The sequence below is a fragment of the Spongiactinospora sp. TRM90649 genome, assembly GCF_029382225.1.
Classification (GTDB): Bacteria; Actinomycetota; Actinomycetes; order Streptosporangiales; family Streptosporangiaceae; genus Spongiactinospora.
This window is the reverse complement of the sequence record NZ_JARLTC010000033.1, coordinates 1-15774: the sequence shown is the minus strand read 5'-3', so window position 1 is coordinate 15774 and position 15774 is coordinate 1. Positions and strand designations below refer to the sequence as shown.

Here is a 15774-nt window from a genome sequence, read left to right as displayed (position 1 = left end):
TCCCGCGCCGGTGTGGATCTCCTGGGTGGCGCTGGCGCTGATGACGACCAGCTCCGTGGCCAGCCTGCGCCCCTCGCCGACGATGGCCGTCTACGGGCTGGCCTGCGTCTTCCTGTACGTCATACCGGCGATCGTCTTCCTGTTACCGACGTCGCTCGCATCCGCCGAACTCGCCTCTGGCTGGGACGGCGGCGTCTACAACTGGGTCAGCCTCGGCATCTCCCGGCCGATGGGGTTCCTGGCGGTCTGGTGCCAGTTCGCCATGACCATCTTCTACTACCCCAGCCTGCTGGGATACGTGGCGAGCACGCTGGCGTACGTCATCGACCCCGACCTCGCCACCAACGGGGTGTGGACCGCGGCGGTCATCGTGATCTGCTACTGGTCGGGGGTCTGGATCTCCTCACGAGGCACCAAAGGCGTGGCCGGCCTCGCCAGCGGCGGGCTGATCATCGGAACGCTTGTTCGTGGCCGCCGTACGGCTGCGCCGCACCCATCCGGACCATCCGCGCGGCTAACGGGCGCCCATGCTGGGCCTGCTCTGCGGCGTCGGCTTCGTCGCCTCACTGGCCGCCCTGCTCGTCGGGTTCGTTCCTCCATCGCAGTTCGAATCCGGCAACACCGCGCTGTACGTCGCGATCGTGGCGGCCGGCGCGCTGGGGCTCGGTCTGCTCGTGCCGTACCTGTTCTACCGGCTGCGCAAACCGACATGGCAGCAACCCGGGGAGGCGAGCTCATCATGATCACGACGGATCTGCGAACGCGTATCGCCGGCCTGATGCCCCAGGCCCGCGACGAGCTCGCCGAGCTCGTCGCCATCAGATCGGTGGCCGACCCGCGCCGGTTTCCGCCCGAGGAAGGCGCGCGGGCCGCGCGCTGGGTGCGCGGCAAGTTCTCGGAGCTCGGCTTCACGGACACGTTCCTCGCGGAGACCGCGGACGGCAGCCAGGCCGTGATCGGCTCCCGGGAGTGCTCGGCCCCGGCCGCTCCCACGGTGCTGCTGTACGCCCACTACGACGTCCAGCCGCCGCTCGACGAGGCCGCGTGGCTGACGCCGCCGTTCCGGCTCACCGAGGTGAACGGGCGCTGGTACGGCCGGGGCACCGCCGACTGCAAGGGGAACATCCTCGTGCATCTCACGGCGCTGCGCGCCCTCGGGGCGGAGGTCCCGGTCAATCTGAAGCTGGTCATCGAGGGATCGGAGGAGCAGGGGACGGGCGGCCCCTGGCCGCCCGAGCGGTTCCGCGGCGACGCGGAGGTGCTCGACGGCGTTTCGCTGCTGGGCGACGGCAGCGTCGCGGACATGCTCTGGGCGCGACCGGCGGTGACGATCCTGGGGATCGACTGCCCGCCGGTCCAGGGCTCGGCCGCGGCGATCACGCCACGGGCGGCGGCCCGGCTCAACCTGCGCATCCCACCGGGTATGACGGCCGAACGCGCCCGAATCGCCCTCACCGAGCACCTCCACGCCATCGCCCCATGGGGGGTTCGGGCCACCGTGGAGACCGAGGCGACCGGAGAGGCGTTCCGCGCCGCCACCGACGGGCCCGCCCACCGGGCGATCGGCGCGGCCATGCGGGAGGCCTACGGCACGCCGATGACCCTGCTGGGCCAGGGCGGATCGATTCCGCTGTGCAACGTGCTCGCCGACACCTATCCGGACGCGGAACTCATCCTGATGGGGGTCGAGGAGCCGCAGGCCCTGATCCACGCGCCCAACGAGAGCGTGGATCCGAACGAGATCGCCGCCATGGCGCTGACCGAGGCCCTGTTCCTGCGGAACTACGCGAGTGCCCGTATGTGAGGCGGCGCATCCGGGCCGGGGTCGCACCGTCACGCAAGTGGCGGCCGCGGCCTCGCCCGGTGCTCCCGCACGTGGTCGCTGCCGAAGGTGACCGCCACCATCGCGGTCACGATGGCGTTGGTGGCGTAGAGAAGCCAGGAGGCGACGGTCGCCAGGTGCCCTTCGCCGAGGCCGCGCGCCAGATACTCCAGCATGCCGCCCGCGGACCCCAACCCGATGAACGCCGCCTGCACGGCAGTGAACCGCCGCTCCTGATCCATATTCGCCATGGCCGGACTCCTGTCGCAGCGGGCGGCGGCAGGCCACCGCCGCAACCGCTCCAGGATCACGTCACGAATCAGGGCGTGGATCACACAAGCCGGGTGATCGCGGCCGCGCGCGGTGCGGTACCAGGGGACGTCAGGCCGCAGCACGTCGCAGCAGGTGTGCGCCGGCGACTCCGAGGGGCAGGAAGAGCAGGGCGAAGAGCGTGCCCGCCACGTATGTCAGGTGGATCGGGATGAGGCTCATCCCGACGAAGGCCATGACGAAGGCGGCGGTCAGCCACCAGCCCGCCACGCGGGCGCGGGCGAGGCCGACGCAGAGGATGAGAAGGCCGAGGAAGGCCAAGATCTCGGTGCCGCTCCACGCGGGCATGAACGGGGCCGTGTCCACGAGGTCGGAGACGCGTACCGCGACGTCCATCTCGAACCGCTGCCCCAGGACCATGCGCCACCAGTCGTCCCGCACCGCCCCCGACACGTTGAGCATCCCGAGGGTGGCGGCGAGGGCGCCCGCCACCGTGAGCCACCGGCCCTTGGGGCCGCCTACCAGCCCCGGTACGGCCAGGACGCCGAGGGCGCCCAGGATCAGGCCGTAGTGCAACAGGATCGCCGACAGTTCGGTCAGGAAGGAGTCGCGAGCAAGGGCGGTGATGTAGTCCGCGGTCGAGTCCGAGGTCTGCGGTGGGCAGGTCATCATGCCCGCGAACAGCAGCACGGGACAGGCGATCAGAGCCACCCCGCCGGTCCTCCGCAGAAACCGCCCCACAGGATCCGGCGCGCCGGCGAGTGCGGTGTCCGGCGGGGCGTCCGGGGTGTGGATGAGGGGATTCATGTCGTACCTCCGAAATCGTCGAGGGCCCTCACCTTCTCGCCGGGGCGCCGGAGCGCGCGTCCCCCATCGCGGACCGTGATGTCTCCGGCGTCCGATGGACCGCATCCATCGTTCGGGGGATGCCGTGAGCTGCGAAAATCCACCGCCCGGCGGGGTCGCCCGCGCGGCCCGCGGGCTACGATCGCTGCTCATGACGACGACCTGGCTGAGGGACCCGCGCCTCATCCCGCTGGTGTTCGGACCTCTGGTCGCCGCGCTGGCCGTGGCCGAGACCCGGCTCGACGACTTCTTCGGCCCGGCCGCCACGGCCGTCTGGGCCACGGGAGCGGCGATGGGCACCGGCCTCGTCCTGGCGGCCTGGTGGCCGCTGGTGAGCACCATCGTCGTGGCCCTCTGCCCGCCGGTCGGCATGCTCGTCTTCGGAGCGCCAGGGGTCAGCGGCGCGATGATGATCGGCATGATCGGGGCCGTCGCGTGGGCGGGCTGGCGGGAGCCGCCGCGCCGTTCGGTCGTGGCGCTGGGCGTGGCAGGGGCGTCCTTAACCGCTGCGGCGATCGTCGTCGCCTCGTCGTGGGAGTTGTTCTTCGCGCCGGCGGTCCTGCTGCCCGGCTGGTTCATGGGGTTGCTGGCCCGGCGCAGCGGGGAGCGCGCGGTCGAACTGGCGGAGCTCGCCGCGGCCCTGGACGCCGAGCGTGAGGCCGGCGCGCAGGCGGCGGTAGCGCGGGAGCGCACGCGCATCGCCAGGGAGGTGCACGACGCGGTCGCCCACTCGGTCAGCGTGATGACCCTGCAACTCGGCGGCCTGCGCCGGATACTGAAGGACCGCCCGGCCGAGCAGGAGGTCGTGGCCGGGCTCGAACGTCTCGGCCGGCAGACCGTCGAGGACATGCGCGGCCTCGTCGGCATCCTGCGCGAACGGGCCGACGGCGAGCCGCCCGCGCCGATCTCGTCGCTGACCCGGCTGCACGAGCTGATCGCGGACGTGCGCGCCGCCGGTCTCGCCGTCACCCTGGAGGCCCCCGCCGACCTGCCCCGGCTGCCGCCGGTGCTGGACGTCACCGCGTACCGGGTGCTGCAGGAGGCGCTGACCAACGTGCTGCGGCACGCCGGGGAGGCCCCGGCGTCGGTCGCCATCGGCTACACCGGTCAGGCGCTGTCCATGGAGGTGCGCAACGGCCCGGCACCGCGCGCCCCGGCCCCCGGTGGCAGGACCGGGCACGGCCTGGTCGGCATGCGGGAACGGCTGGCGATGGTCAACGGAAGCCTGCGCGCCGGGCCGGAACCCGACGGCGGCTTCGCCGTACGCGCCCTGTTCCCCCTTCCCCGGACCTGGTGAGGACGAGATGCCCATCTCCGTAGCGCTCGTCGACGACGAGGCCATGATCCGGGCGGGCCTGCGCATGGTCCTCAGCGCCGAGCCGGACATCGAGGTCGTCGGCGAGGCGTCGGATGGCGCCGGAGCCCTCGCCCTGGTCGCGCGCACCCGGCCCGACATCGTGCTGATCGACGTGCGCATGCCGCACATGGACGGGCTTGAGGCGTCCGCGCGGCTGGTGCGCGAGCATCCGGACACGAAGGTGATCATCCTGACCACGTTCGACGAGGACGAGCACGTCGCGGCGGCGTTGCGGGCCGGGGTGAGCGGATTCCTGTTGAAGGTCGCGCCGCCGGAGCGCCTGGTCGAGGCGCTGCGCACGGTGGCGGCCGGCGGCGGGCTCCTCGATCCCGCCGTCACCCTCCGAGTGATCTCCGCGTTCGCCGGACAGCCGGGCCCGGCGTCCGGCGCGGGCCGTTCCGCCGACCTGGGGCTGCTCACCGGCAGGGAGACGGACGTGCTGAGGCTGCTCGCGCAGGGGCTGACGAACAACCAGATCGCCGCCCGCCTCCACCTGGGCGAGGCCACCGTCAAGACGCACCTGTCCCACGTGCTGACGAAGCTGAACCTGGCCACCCGCGTGCAGGCGGTGGTCTTCGCCTACGAGAGCGGGCTGGTCCGGCCCGGCCAGGGAGACATCGGCTCGTCCGGCCCTTCGGCGTGAGCGCCCGGCACCGGGCGGTCAGGTGACGCGCGTCAGGGTGTCGAGCAGATGTCGGACGGCCGGCGTCGGCGGGCCGGGGGGAACGGCCAGCGAGGTGGTCAGCGTGCGCCCCGCCAGCGGGCGGATGGCGACCCTGGGGATCTCCGGCAGGCCGGTGACCTCGTAGAACACCGTCCATGACGGGGCGCCGACGCCGAGGGCCGTCAGGGTCTCCTGGAAGGTCGTGAACGGCGGCCCGGCGGGCGGGGAGATCCCCGCCTCCCGGCAGGCGTCGGTGATCAGGTCATGGAAGGGCGGGTTGTCCTCGCGCGGAGCGAGCCGGAGCGGGAGATCCGCCAGGTCTTCGAGCCTGAGTTCCGCCGCCCGCGTCAGCCGGTGACCGGCGGGCAGCGCCGCGTACAGCGGGTCAGTCCAGATCGGGAGCAGTTCCAGGCCGGGCGCGTCGGCGAGCGCGCGGACGAGCGCCGCGTCGAGCTCGCCGGAGCGCACGGCTGCCAGGCGGGCGGGCAGCGGGAGCCGGCGCGGCCGGACCTGGAGGCGCGGCGCGACGGTGGCCAGTTCGTTGAGCGTGCGGTAGATCCGGTCGCCGGGCCCCTGCACGATGCCCAGCCGCAGGACCCCGTCGGTGCCCGCGCGGATGTCGGCGGCGACCTGCCGGATGCGGTGCGCGGCGGCCTGGATCGCGCGGGCCTCGGGCAGCAGGCGCTCCCCCGCGCCGGACAGGCGCACGTGCCGGGTCGAACGGTCGAACAGCGGCACGCCCAGCTCACGTTCGAGCCTGCCGATCTGCTGGCTCACCGCCGACTGCACGATGCTGAGCCGTTCGGCCGCGCGGCCGAACCCGCCTTCTTCGGCGACCGCCACGAAGTATGTCAACTGCCGCAGTTCCATCGGCACCCGATCCATCTTGATTCGTGATGACTCCAGGTCATAACCGATTCTGGTTCGCGGCTTGTTCCCGGGCTCCAATGGATCCCGTATCAGGAAGGAGCCGAAGATGACGTACACGGCATCGCAGGTCCTCGTCGTGCCCACGGAGGCGGCGGAGGTCGTCGCACTCCCCTCGGGCGGCGCGTTCACCCTGCTCGCCGACGCGAGTGGCACCGCGGGCGCGCTGGGCGCCAACCGGCTCACGCTGGGGGCGGGCCGCGACGGCGCCAAGCCGCACCATCACGCGTTCTCCACCGAGTTGTTCTACGTCCTGGACGGAGTGATGGAGTTCCTCGTTGGTGAGGACGTGGCGACCGTCTCGGCCGGCGGGCTCGTCGTCGTGCCGCCGCGCGTGCCGCACGCCTTCGGCGCGACGCCGGGGGTGGAAGCCGAGTTGCTGTCCGTTTTGACACCAGGTGTCGAGCGGTTCGGATATTTCCGGCAGTTGGCGCGCGTTCAGCACGGCCTGGCGCCCTTCGACAGCCTGCTGCCGGAGCAGGAACGCTACGACGTGCACTTCGTGGACGCCGCCGCCTGGCAGTCGCTGAGGAGTTCCCGATGACCGCCGCGCCCGTCGCCGGGATCGAACCCTCTCCCGGCCGGATCGGGCCGCTGTCGACCGCCGTGCGGCTCGGCGGCCTGTTCGGCCCGGCCGTCTTCGGCGTCACGGCCGCCGCCGTGGCGTTGCCCCAGGTCGGTGCGGCGCTGAACGCGGGCCCCGCCCAGGTCGCCTGGGTCCTCATCGCGCACGCGCTGGCGCTCGGCGTCGGCACCGCCGTCTTCGGACGGCTGGCCGACTCCCGGGGCGCGCGCGCCACCTTGCTGATCGCGTCACTGACGCTCGTCGCCGGCGCGCTTCTGTGCCTCGTGGCGCCCACCCTCGGCGTCCTGGTGGCCGGGCGGCTGCTGCTGGCGGCGGGATCCGGCGGCACGGCGGCGGTCGGCGCCGCGCTGCTCGCGGGCGTGGACGCCCGTGAACGCCTGCGGGTCTTCGCCCGATACGGCGTGGTCATGGCGCTCTTCGCCTCCGCCGCCACACTGCTCGGCGGGATGGTGACGGCCTGGCTGAGCTGGCGCGTGACCGTCGTGCTGCCGGTGCTGTCGATCCTGGCGGTCCCCTTCTGCCTCCGGCCGGCCGTACGCGCCGGGTCACGTCGCCCCGTCGATGTGACCGGCGCCGCCGCGCTGACCGTGACCGTGAGCGCGCTGATCGTGCTCATCCAGGCCAGGACGCTCAAGCTGGACGGCCCGATCGTCCTGGCGCTCGCGGTGGTCCTCGTGCTCGCCGCCGTCGCCCTGGCCTGGTGGGTGGCTCGGCGGCCGGACGGCTTCGTGCCGCGCGAGGTCGTCGGCGACGCGGCCTACCGGATCGCGGCGGCCACCGGCGTCGGCGTGTTCGGCGCCCTGTTCGCCGCCATGTACGTGATCCCCCAGATCCTGGCCGCGTCGTACGGCTGGAGCGTCCTCACGATCGGTGTTGCGCTGCTTCCGGGAGCCGCGATCGGCGCCGTGCTGTCGCGCCGGGCCGGGCGGCTCCCGGGACGCGGCGGCCGGCTGCTGCTGGCCGGCACCGCGCTGGCGGCGGCGGTCGCGATGGCCGCCAGCGCGACGGGCTGGGGCGGTCCCTGGCCCGCCGTGCTCGCGGCCTCGCTGAGTCTCGCCGCGTTCGCCGTCACCCAGGTCGTGGTCACCGGCGAGGTGTCGGCGCGGCTGCCCCTCCCGCTGCGCGGCGCGGGGATGGGGCTGCTCAACCTGACGTTCTTCGTCGGCGGCGGGGTGGGCTCCGCCATCGCCGGGGCGCTGTCGGAGTCGATGCCGATGCACCGCACGCTGCTGGTCGTCGCCCTCTTCCCGCTCGCCGCCGCCCTGATCGCCGTGGCCCGGCGACGGGAGTGAGCCGCCCCCGGCGGTCTGCTCGGCGGCGTCACATGATGGCGGGTCCTGTCACGGGGGCGGAAGCCGTCCGGTCTTGACCAACGACCGGGTCACAACGGGTGTCCCGGGGTTGGAAGTCGTCATCGACCTGTCCAACTCGCCGTCGTTCGAGCCGGCGACTCGGTCGGCGGGGGAATGACCGCCGCGCTGACCATCCTGGCCAAGCGGCGCGGCGACGTGAGCTTCGTGCACCAGTCGCTCTTCTACCCGGTCACCGACGCCGGGCAGGTTCGGCCTGGTGGAGGCGCATACGGTGCCGGTGCGGATCAAGGAGGGCTTCCGGCGCAGGCTGGCGGCGCTCCCGGCCGAGACACGCTCGCTGATGCTGGCCGCGGCGGCCGAGCCGACCGGCGATCCGGTGCTGGCCTGGCGGGCGGCCGAGCGGCTCGGGGTGCCCGCCTCCGCGGTGGAGCGGGGGGGACGCTGTCGGTGATCTTTCGAAGGCGCACCTCCTGGCCGACGACATGGCGATCAGCGACCCGACGATCACCCGGCGACTCGGCTCAAGCTCGCTACTCCGTGGTACGGTATAGCAGTACTCGGTACTACGGAGTACCAAGGACAGGGCCGAAGGGGATCCACGATGGACGACCTCACGGAGATGCTGAAGGGCACGCTTGAGGGCTGCGTGCTCGAAATCATCGGCAGCGAGGAGACCTACGGGTACGCCATCACGCGCCGGCTGAACGAGCTCGGCTTCGCCGACGTAATCGAGGGGACGGTTTACACCATCCTGCTGCGGTTGGAGAAGAACGGCCTCGTCCAGGTGACGAAACGACCGTCCGAGGTGGGCCCGCCGCGCAAGTTCTACGCGCTCAACGAGGCGGGACGCGAAAGGCTCGCGACGTTCTGGATGAAGTGGGAGTACATCACCTCACGGATCGACAAGCTCAAGGAGGGCGGGAAATGAACCTCTGGGAGAAGATGACGGGTAGTGATCTCACCAGGGAATGCAAAGCGTTCGAAGTCCGGGCCCAGGTGTTGCCGGCCGAATACCGGGCGGCATGGGAAGAGATCAAGGGACATCTTTTTCCCTACGGGGATTTCAGCGGGCGAAACCTGATGCCGATTCTCGACAGCGCTCTGGGGCTACTCGAAGAGACGGCCGCCGATGGGCGGAGCATTCACGAGGTGCTGGGTGACGACATCGGGGGCTTCTGCGCGGCGCTGGCCGGCGGAGACGGGGCCCAAAGCCATCGCGACCGGTGGCGCGAGCAGCTGAACAGGAACGTCGCGAGGAAACTGGGCCGGCTGGGAGGCTGACATGGGCATCCAGGACATGATCGAGGGCAAGAAGCAGTGGCGCGCGCACATGGCGCGGGTCAAGGCGCTCCCGCCGGACTACCAGATCGTCTACAAGGAGATGCAACGGTATTTCTTCAAGGTCGGACCGGTCGACCTGCTCGAGGGGCGGCTGCTCTCCGGGATCGTCGATTTCTTCGAGGAGGGTGTCGCGGCCGGCAAGGGAGTCCTGGAACTCATCGGCGACGATGTCGCCGCCTTCTGCGACGATCTGATCAAGGACTCGCGCACTTTCGCGGACATCTATCAGGAGTCCATCAAGCGGGAATCCGGAACGGCCAAGGAGTAAGCCGGCGCCGCCCGGAACAACCGGCCTCCGGGGCCGTTCGGTGCACTCAGGCCCCGGGGACCACCAAGCGCGCCAGTCACACGCTTCCCACGCGTTCGCCACCTTCGTGTTGCCCAAACGGCTGGTCGAGGGCGCGCGCTTCCCGCTGACTTGAGCGCCGCGCCCGCGACGCCAGAGAGTTCTCGGAACGGACCACCGTCCCGCGTGCCGGTCGCCGCGATTCGAACGGCCGGCATGTGGGATGGCCGCTCCTGCTCCGCCTGGCGTAGCCTGCGAGTATGTCCGTCCAGCTGAACCACACCATCATGCCGGCCAGGGACAGGGACGCGACCGCGGCCTTCCTCGTCGAGATCCTCGGCCTGGAGCCGGCGCCGGAGTACGGCCCGTTCCGGGTCGTCTCGCTCGGTAACGACGTGTCGATCGACGTCGTGCAGGCGGGAGACGACCTGCCGTCGCTGCACTTCGCCTTCCTGGTCGCCGAGGACGAATTCGACCAGATCTGGGGCCGGATCAAGGAGCGCGGGCTGACGTACTGGGCCGATCCGTTCCATCGGCATTCGGGGCAGATCAACACCAACGACGGCGGGCGCGGCCTCTACTGGTCCGACCCCAACGGGCACAACCTGGAGATCATCACGGTGCCGTACGGCGGCTAGGGTGCCGGTGCCCGTGCGGAAAAGGATTGGACCCGATGACGCTCGGGCTTGTAGCTTGCAGCAGACCGTGACACCGCCGGAGGAGGTGAGACCCATGAACGCTGTAGCGATGTGGGTGCTCCGCCTTCCCGTCATGGTCGGGCGATTGACGTAGGTGTCGCCGGGAGCGCCCAGCCGACAAGGCACTCCCCCGAAAGGCAACACCTATGAACTCTCAGCGGTTCACCGCCGGGCCGTCGTCGAACGACACGGCCGAGCCTGACTCCACCGCCGATCGCACCCATCTCATCTTCGACGTGATCATCGCCGGATGCGGGCCGACCGGTGCGATGCTGGCCGCCGAACTGCGGCTGCACGATGTGCGGGTACTCGTTCTGGAGAAGGGAACCGAGCCCGCGTCGTTCGTCCGCATAGTCGGGCTGCATGTTCGCAGTCTTGAGCTGATGGCGATGCGCGGACTGCTGGATCGCCTTCTCCAGCACGGGAGACGGCGTCCGGCCGGCGGCTTCTTCGCCGCCATTCCCAAACCCGCGCCCAAGGGCCTGGACTCCGCTTACGCCTATCTGCTGGGCATCCCGCAGCCGGTCATCGAGCAGGTGCTCGAAGAACACGCGATCGGACTGGGCGCGCAGGTCAGGCGCGGGTGCGCGGTGACCGGTCTCGAGCAGGACGACGAGGGCGTGACCGTTGAGCTGGCCGACGGTGAACGGCTGCGCTCGCGCTACCTCGTCGGCTGTGACGGCGGGCGCAGTACCGTCCGCAAGCTGCTGGGTGTCGGCTTCCCCGGCGAGCCCTCGCGGGCCGAGACGCTGATGGGCGAGATGGAAGTGGGCGTGCCGCAAGAGGAGATCGCCGCCAAGGTGGCCGAAATCCAGAAGACCCACCAGCGATTCTGGCTCCGGCCCTTCGGTGAGGGGATCTACAGCGTCCTGGTGCCCGCCGCGGGCGTCGGCGACCGCGCGGAGAAGCCCACCCTCAAGGACTTCGAACAACAGTTGCGCGCCATCGCCGGGACCGATTTCGGGGTGCACTCCCCGCGCTGGATGTCCCGCTTCGGGGATGCCACCCGGCTGGCCGAGCGTTACCGGGTCGGGCGGGTGCTGCTGGCCGGTGACGCGGCGCACATCCATCCGCCCATCGGCGGACAGGGCCTCAACCTGGGCGTTCAGGACGCGTTCAACCTGGGCTGGAAACTGGCCGCGCAGATCCGCGGCTGGGCGCCGGAAACCCTGCTGGACACCTACCAGGCCGAACGTCATCCGGTCGCCGCGGATGTGCTGGACAACACCCGCGCCCAGACGGAACTGCTGTCCACCGAACCGGGCCCGCAGGCGGTGCGCAGGCTGCTCACCGAACTGATGGACTTCGAGGAGGTGAACCGCCATCTGATCGAGAAGATCACCGCGGTCGGCATCCGGTACGACTTCGGCGAAGGCCCCGACCTGCTCGGCCGCCGTCTGCCCGACATCGACGTGAAGCAGGGCAACCTCTACGGTCTGCTGCATCGCGGCCGCGGCCTGCTGCTGGACCGCACCGAACGCCTGGCCGTCGGCGGCTGGTCGGACCGGGTCGATCACCTCGCGGACCCCGCCGCGGAACTGGACGTCCCGTGCGTCCTGCTACGTCCTGACGGCCATGTCGCCTGGATCGGCGACGATCAGCGGGACCTGGACGGCCGGCTCTCCCGCTGGTTCGGCGAGCCCGTCGGCTGATCTCGCCGGGCGCTCCCCCGCGACGGCGACCTGCGCACCGTTCAGAAGGCGCGCAGGTCGTCTCGGCCGCGATCTCCTGGACGAGGTGATCCGTCAGAACCCGATGGCTTCGCGGAGCAGCAGGACGGTGCCGCGTCCAGGCTGGTATTCCGCGTTGAGGATGAGAACGCGGTTGACGGCGCTGGGCCACCCGTAGGCCTCCTGCGTGCGTGCGGTCTCCAGCGGCAGGCAGTGCTCTTCGACGCGGCGCAGGGCGGTGCTGATATCGAGCACCACCTTCTGCGCCCCGACGATCCAGATCGCGCGGGCGGCGCCGCCGGAGTAGCTGGGCAACTGGCTTCCGCTGCCCGAGGCGATCACGAGGGAACCGGTCTCGGTGACCGCGTGGACGCTGCCCACGACGACGTCGGGACCGGCGCGCAGCCGCCGGATCTCGTCCGTCTGGGTGGTGCGGTCCATGGCCAGGGTCAACGGCCTGACGGCCTTGTAGCGCCCACTGGCGTTGATGTCCTCATCGATGCCGGACCGCCGGAGGGTCTCGCTGGCCCCGGTGAGCACGCTGGCCCCGTCGGGTATCAGCTCCCTCACACGGGTGCGCGCGGCGGCGGCGTCATCGAGGATCTCGACGGTGAAACCGCGCGCGGCGAGTGCGGCGGCCGTCCGCTCCAGACGCTGCCCGGACGCCGCGCCGGCGAACGGTGTTTCCGGGACTGAGGTGGTCATGATGGCTCTGAGCTCCCTGTTCGCTGAATGACGTGTCGGTCTCAGCGGTTCGACAACGCAGCCCTCAGGAATGTCAGGCCGGTGCGTCGCCTCACATTCCGGTGCGCCGTCTTGTCGAAGCGGTGAGAGACCGATGCGACGAAGGGGCCGACGGCGTCATGACCACCCGATCCACGCCAGAACAGGGCCGGCTCGACCCGGACCTGGACGCGATCATGAGCGAGCGGCGTCACCTGATCAATCTCACGTACCGGCTGCTGGGCTCGCTGGCCGAGGCCGAGGACGCCGTGCAGGAGACCTACACCCGCTGGTACGCCATGTCCCGGCGGCAGCAGGACGCCATCGAGTCTCCCGGTGCCTGGCTGACGACGGTCGCCAGCCGCATCTGCCTCAACCTGCTCCGCTCGGCACGGGTCCGGCGAGAGACCTACGTGGGCGAGTGGATCCCCGAGCCGCTCCCCGACGGGACCGTCGCCGACCCCGCCGACCGGGTCACCCTGGACGAGTCGGTCAACCTGGCCTTCCTGGTCGTGCTGGAGGCGATGACCCCGGCCGAACGCGTCGCGTTCATCCTGCACGACGTCTTCTGCCACTCCTTCGCCGAAGTGGCCGAGATCGTCGGCCGTACCCCGGCGGCGTGCCGTCAACTGGCCTCCTCGGCCCGCCGTCGCATCCGGGCCTCGCAGCCTTCCGCGACGACTCCGGCAGCCCGGCCCGCCGACGTCGTCAGGAACTTCATGCAGGCTTGGGAGGCCAAGGACATCGACGCCCTGATCGGCCTGCTCGACCCCGACGCCACGGCGGTCGCCGACGGCGGCGGGCTCGCCACCACCTTCCTGCGCCCCATCGAAGGCGGCGAGCAGATCGCGCGCGCCTGGGTCGAGCTCGCCCGCCACCGGCCCGGCGACATGACGGTCCTGGAACGTATGGTCAACGGTCAGCCTGGTCTGGTGGCCCAGCAGGACGACGTCATCGTGACGGTGTTCGCGTTCGAGGTCGCGGGCGACCGGATCAGCCACATCTGGGTGGTACGTAACCCCGACAAACTCCGTCGCTGGACGACGAGCTGAGGCGCGCCTCGCATCGGTCCCCACAGGACGTGATCTCGCCGACGCTCGCCGAGCCGTCCTCGCCTGACTCGCCGCCCTCACCCGGCTCGACGCGTGATTGTCGGCCTGGCCGCGCCCATCGGTGGTACCTTCCGACCGGTCAAGTGATCCTCTGTCCAGCGGAGCGGGGCTGCTCATGGCCCCCGCCGCGCACGCCGCACCTGACGCGAAGATCAGCTATGTCAAGCGGATCAAACCGGTCCAGTCCGTGACCACCTATGTCACGATCAAGGACAGCGTCGGTCAGAAGAACCCGATCAAGGTGACCGCCACCTGGGCCTACAAGACCTCCAAGTCCGCGCTCCCCAGGACACGAGTCACGAGGCCGGGTGACATCAGACGGCTTCATCGATCATCGCGGACAGCCGCGCGCGCACCTGGCGGTGCAGGTCGTCGCGGGGCGGCGCCAGGTCGAGCAGCCGCGCCATCCACCAGCCGTCGACGGCCAGCCGGGCGAGGTAGGCCGTGCTCGGATCGAGGCCGTCGTCGGCCAGCCTGTCCTGCCAAGCCTCGTAGCGACGCCGGAACGTGTTGAGCACCTCCGGTCCGCCGGACAGCGCGGCGAGCAGGGCCACCGCCACCTGGTCGGTATGCGCGCGCGCCGGGACGTCGGTGTCCGGAATGGTGGCCTGACTTGAAGTGGTGGAGCAGGCCACCCTTGCTGATTCCGGCCTGGGCCGCGACCGCGTCCAACCGGATCGCGCCGACACCTCCGGCGAACGGCGAACGCGCTCAGGCCGCAGGGTTTCTCGCCCGCCGAACTCGTGAAAGCGTACGGCGCGCATCAGGCCAGCCGCTGCGCGTTGAGCCAGACGGTGCCGGGATTGAGCCGGTCCGGGTAGCGGCGGGTCATCTTGTCGAAGAACGCCCGCGCTGTGGGCTTGTCGGCGAGCACCCTGTCGGCGGTGCGCAGGTATTCGGCGGTCTCGTCGAGGATGCGCGGATCGTCGGCGCGGGTGGCGTCCTTGTGGCCGGCGACCACGGCGTTCGGCCGCAGGGCGCGTACCTTGTCGATGGCGCGGAGCCAGGCGTCGATGCCGCCGTCGAGCCCGCCGTCGGCGAGGTACTGGTGGACGTTGTTGTAGGCCACGTCACCCGCGACGACCAGTCCGAGCGACGGCACGTGCAGCACCGTGGAGTCGTCGCAGTCGCTGCGCCCGACCTCGACCGCATTCAGCGCGTGCCCCTCCAGGGTGAGGCCGTCGGCCGGGATCACCTGGGCGGTCACCTGGAGGTCGGGGAGCTGCCCAGGAAACAGGTCGTCCCAGAACGCCTTCCGCCGTCCGGCCACCGAGTCGCGCATGAGCCGGATGGTGCCCTCGGTGGCGTGAACGAGCGCTCCGGGAAAGCGTTCGGCCAGCAGTGCCGCGCCGAACCAGTGGTCGCCGTGGCCGTGGGTGACGTAGATGTGCGTCAGTCGTTTGCCGGAGCGTTCGACCCGGTCACCGACTCGGCGGGTCTGCTCGACCGTGAACGGCGGGTCGACCAGGATCGCGTCCGTGTCGCCGGAGACGAGGGTGGTCGAGATCGGCGACCACTCCTGCCGCGCCCCGGTCGGCAGCGTGCCGGTGGTGGGGATCGGCTCGGACACGAACACGTCGTACGACAACGCCGCCGCACTCGACTCGGGCATAGCCTACTCCTTGCGAGTTCATACCGTATCTTTGAGATAGAAAGTATCTTAAGGATAGAAGATTCGGGATGTGGAGTATGTCACACCGCCAACTGGACGTCGAGCAGCTCCGGCCGTACTGCCCTTACTACGCCGCCGCGATGGACATGATCGGCCGCCGCTGGGCCGCGACCGTGCTGCGCGCGCTACTCGGCGGCGCCGGCCGGTTCAGCGACATCGCGGCGGCCGTTCCGGACATGACCCACAAGCTGCTCTCGCAGCGGCTGAAGGACCTCGAAGCCGACGGGCTCATCGAGCGCAGCGTGCAACCCGCCACTCCGGTGCGGATCGACTACCGGCTCACCGAGAAGGGCGCCGCGCTCGGCAAGGTCCTGCTCGACCTCAATCGGTGGGCGCTGGAGTGGATCGATCTTCCGGCCGAGCCCTGACGGCCCGCCGGCAGCGTCTCAGCCCGGCCTGCCTCCTCCAGATGGCAGTAGGGGCACGCGTGCTCATCGGTCAAGGCCGCTCCTCCTGGAAACGGGTGACGGTCGAGGCGGCCAGGCGG

At 70.7% G+C, this 15774-nt stretch carries 20 protein-coding genes and 1 pseudogene; 15 read left to right on the top strand and 6 right to left on the bottom strand.

What is annotated here, in order from left to right; genetic code table 11:
• The first annotated feature begins 527 nt into the window (after positions 1–527).
• Together P3X83_RS32370 and P3X83_RS32365 are read left to right on the top strand one after the other, a co-directional pair.
• Positions 528–743: a hypothetical protein gene (locus tag P3X83_RS32370; RefSeq protein WP_277309106.1), complete on the top strand. Its 216-nt coding sequence runs from the start codon at positions 528–530 to the stop codon at positions 741–743.
• Positions 740–1804, top strand: a complete 1065-nt coding sequence (locus tag P3X83_RS32365; RefSeq protein WP_277309105.1) for a M20/M25/M40 family metallo-hydrolase — start codon at positions 740–742, stop codon at positions 1802–1804. The genes P3X83_RS32370 and P3X83_RS32365 overlap by 4 nt, the downstream gene beginning before the upstream one ends.
• A gap of 29 nt (positions 1805–1833) precedes the next feature.
• Here the strand turns inward: P3X83_RS32365 and P3X83_RS32360 are convergent, their stop codons facing one another.
• Positions 1834–2073, bottom strand: coding sequence for a hypothetical protein (locus P3X83_RS32360; RefSeq protein ID WP_277309104.1), 240 nt, complete (start codon positions 2071–2073; stop codon positions 1834–1836).
• Between the two features lie 130 nt (positions 2074–2203).
• Positions 2204–2899 carry a hypothetical protein gene (locus P3X83_RS32355; protein ID WP_277309103.1) on the bottom strand — a complete coding sequence of 232 codons (696 nt, stop codon included), beginning with the start codon at positions 2897–2899 and terminating at the stop codon, positions 2204–2206.
• Positions 2900–3089: 190 nt separating this feature from the next.
• Between P3X83_RS32355 and P3X83_RS32350 the strand changes: the two genes are divergently transcribed.
• Positions 3090–4235: a histidine kinase gene (locus P3X83_RS32350; protein ID WP_277309102.1), complete on the top strand. Its 1146-nt coding sequence runs from the start codon at positions 3090–3092 to the stop codon at positions 4233–4235.
• Between the two features lie 7 nt (positions 4236–4242).
• Positions 4243–4938, top strand: a complete 696-nt coding sequence (locus P3X83_RS32345; protein WP_277309101.1) for a response regulator transcription factor — start codon at positions 4243–4245, stop codon at positions 4936–4938.
• An 18-nt stretch (positions 4939–4956) separates the two neighbouring features.
• Here the strand turns inward: P3X83_RS32345 and P3X83_RS32340 are convergent, their stop codons facing one another.
• Complete coding sequence (locus P3X83_RS32340; protein WP_277309256.1) at positions 4957–5829, bottom strand: LysR family transcriptional regulator; 873 nt, start codon at positions 5827–5829, stop codon at positions 4957–4959.
• Positions 5830–5935: 106 nt separating this feature from the next.
• Here P3X83_RS32340 and P3X83_RS32335 point away from each other — a divergent pair, with 106 nt between their 5' ends.
• The 9 genes and pseudogenes from P3X83_RS32335 (at position 5936) to rox (ending at position 11762) form a co-directional block, all read left to right on the top strand.
• Positions 5936–6430: a cupin domain-containing protein gene (locus tag P3X83_RS32335; protein ID WP_277309100.1), complete on the top strand. Its 495-nt coding sequence runs from the start codon at positions 5936–5938 to the stop codon at positions 6428–6430.
• Complete coding sequence (locus P3X83_RS32330; protein WP_277309099.1) at positions 6427–7764, top strand: MFS transporter; 1338 nt, start codon at positions 6427–6429, stop codon at positions 7762–7764. The genes P3X83_RS32335 and P3X83_RS32330 overlap by 4 nt, the downstream gene beginning before the upstream one ends.
• Positions 7765–7917: 153 nt before the next feature.
• Positions 7918–8025, top strand: a pseudogene (locus P3X83_RS32325) (alpha/beta hydrolase fold domain-containing protein); the annotation flags it as partial.
• A 16-nt stretch (positions 8026–8041) separates the two neighbouring features.
• Positions 8042–8236 carry a hypothetical protein gene (locus tag P3X83_RS32320; protein ID WP_277309098.1) on the top strand — a complete coding sequence of 65 codons (195 nt, stop codon included), beginning with the start codon at positions 8042–8044 and terminating at the stop codon, positions 8234–8236.
• Between the two features lie 150 nt (positions 8237–8386).
• On the top strand, positions 8387–8713 hold the full coding sequence (locus tag P3X83_RS32315; RefSeq protein ID WP_277309097.1) for a PadR family transcriptional regulator: 327 nt from the start codon (positions 8387–8389) through the stop codon (positions 8711–8713).
• A complete protein-coding gene (locus P3X83_RS32310; RefSeq protein ID WP_277309096.1) occupies positions 8710–9066 on the top strand; it encodes a DUF1048 domain-containing protein in 357 nt (118 codons plus the stop codon). Before P3X83_RS32315 ends, P3X83_RS32310 begins: the two co-directional genes overlap by 4 nt.
• A 1-nt stretch (position 9067) precedes the next feature.
• The gene (locus P3X83_RS32305) at positions 9068–9394 is read left to right on the top strand and encodes a DUF1048 domain-containing protein (protein ID WP_277309095.1); all 327 of its coding nucleotides are present in this window, start codon (positions 9068–9070) and stop codon (positions 9392–9394) included.
• Positions 9395–9672: 278 nt separating this feature from the next.
• Positions 9673–10050: a VOC family protein gene (locus P3X83_RS32300; RefSeq protein ID WP_277309094.1), complete on the top strand. Its 378-nt coding sequence runs from the start codon at positions 9673–9675 to the stop codon at positions 10048–10050.
• Positions 10051–10337: 287 nt separating this feature from the next.
• Complete coding sequence (gene rox / locus P3X83_RS32295) at positions 10338–11762, top strand: rifampin monooxygenase (protein ID WP_277309255.1); 1425 nt, start codon at positions 10338–10340, stop codon at positions 11760–11762.
• 93 nt (positions 11763–11855) lie between these two features.
• On the opposite strand, the gene P3X83_RS32290 is transcribed toward rox, so the two are convergent.
• The gene (locus P3X83_RS32290) at positions 11856–12485 is read right to left on the bottom strand and encodes an LUD domain-containing protein (protein WP_277309093.1); all 630 of its coding nucleotides are present in this window, start codon (positions 12483–12485) and stop codon (positions 11856–11858) included.
• A 158-nt stretch (positions 12486–12643) separates the two neighbouring features.
• Between P3X83_RS32290 and sigJ the strand changes: the two genes are divergently transcribed.
• Positions 12644–13555: an RNA polymerase sigma factor SigJ gene (gene sigJ / locus P3X83_RS32285; RefSeq protein ID WP_277309092.1), complete on the top strand. Its 912-nt coding sequence runs from the start codon at positions 12644–12646 to the stop codon at positions 13553–13555.
• Between the two features lie 374 nt (positions 13556–13929).
• On the opposite strand, the gene P3X83_RS32280 is transcribed toward sigJ, so the two are convergent.
• Complete coding sequence (locus P3X83_RS32280; protein WP_277309091.1) at positions 13930–14250, bottom strand: hypothetical protein; 321 nt, start codon at positions 14248–14250, stop codon at positions 13930–13932.
• 128 nt (positions 14251–14378) lie between these two features.
• Positions 14379–15227, bottom strand: coding sequence for an MBL fold metallo-hydrolase (locus P3X83_RS32275; RefSeq protein ID WP_277309090.1), 849 nt, complete (start codon positions 15225–15227; stop codon positions 14379–14381).
• A gap of 77 nt (positions 15228–15304) precedes the next feature.
• Here P3X83_RS32275 and P3X83_RS32270 point away from each other — a divergent pair, with 77 nt between their 5' ends.
• Positions 15305–15655: a helix-turn-helix domain-containing protein gene (locus P3X83_RS32270; RefSeq protein WP_277309089.1), complete on the top strand. Its 351-nt coding sequence runs from the start codon at positions 15305–15307 to the stop codon at positions 15653–15655.
• The last annotated feature ends 119 nt before the right edge of the window (positions 15656–15774 follow it).

Bases quoted from the DNA above. Each gene is read 5' to 3' on its own strand.
- P3X83_RS32370 (WP_277309106.1), top strand. From the start codon at position 528: ATGCTGGGCCTGCTCTGCGGCGTCGGCTTCGTCGCCTCACTGGCCGCC.
- P3X83_RS32365 (WP_277309105.1), top strand. From the start codon at position 740: ATGATCACGACGGATCTGCGAACGCGTATCGCCGGCCTGATGCCCCAG.
- P3X83_RS32360 (WP_277309104.1), bottom strand. From the start codon at position 2,073: ATGGCGAATATGGATCAGGAGCGGCGGTTCACTGCCGTGCAGGCGGCG.
- P3X83_RS32355 (WP_277309103.1), bottom strand. From the start codon at position 2,899: ATGAATCCCCTCATCCACACCCCGGACGCCCCGCCGGACACCGCACTC.
- P3X83_RS32350 (WP_277309102.1), top strand. From the start codon at position 3,090: ATGACGACGACCTGGCTGAGGGACCCGCGCCTCATCCCGCTGGTGTTC.
- P3X83_RS32345 (WP_277309101.1), top strand. From the start codon at position 4,243: ATGCCCATCTCCGTAGCGCTCGTCGACGACGAGGCCATGATCCGGGCG.
- P3X83_RS32340 (WP_277309256.1), bottom strand. From the start codon at position 5,829: ATGGAACTGCGGCAGTTGACATACTTCGTGGCGGTCGCCGAAGAAGGC.
- P3X83_RS32335 (WP_277309100.1), top strand. From the start codon at position 5,936: ATGACGTACACGGCATCGCAGGTCCTCGTCGTGCCCACGGAGGCGGCG.
- P3X83_RS32330 (WP_277309099.1), top strand. From the start codon at position 6,427: ATGACCGCCGCGCCCGTCGCCGGGATCGAACCCTCTCCCGGCCGGATC.
- P3X83_RS32315 (WP_277309097.1), top strand. From the start codon at position 8,387: ATGGACGACCTCACGGAGATGCTGAAGGGCACGCTTGAGGGCTGCGTG.
- P3X83_RS32310 (WP_277309096.1), top strand. From the start codon at position 8,710: ATGAACCTCTGGGAGAAGATGACGGGTAGTGATCTCACCAGGGAATGC.
- P3X83_RS32305 (WP_277309095.1), top strand. From the start codon at position 9,068: ATGGGCATCCAGGACATGATCGAGGGCAAGAAGCAGTGGCGCGCGCAC.
- P3X83_RS32300 (WP_277309094.1), top strand. From the start codon at position 9,673: ATGTCCGTCCAGCTGAACCACACCATCATGCCGGCCAGGGACAGGGAC.
- P3X83_RS32290 (WP_277309093.1), bottom strand. From the start codon at position 12,485: ATGACCACCTCAGTCCCGGAAACACCGTTCGCCGGCGCGGCGTCCGGG.
- sigJ (WP_277309092.1), top strand. From the start codon at position 12,644: ATGACCACCCGATCCACGCCAGAACAGGGCCGGCTCGACCCGGACCTG.
- P3X83_RS32275 (WP_277309090.1), bottom strand. From the start codon at position 15,227: ATGCCCGAGTCGAGTGCGGCGGCGTTGTCGTACGACGTGTTCGTGTCC.
- P3X83_RS32270 (WP_277309089.1), top strand. From the start codon at position 15,305: ATGTCACACCGCCAACTGGACGTCGAGCAGCTCCGGCCGTACTGCCCT.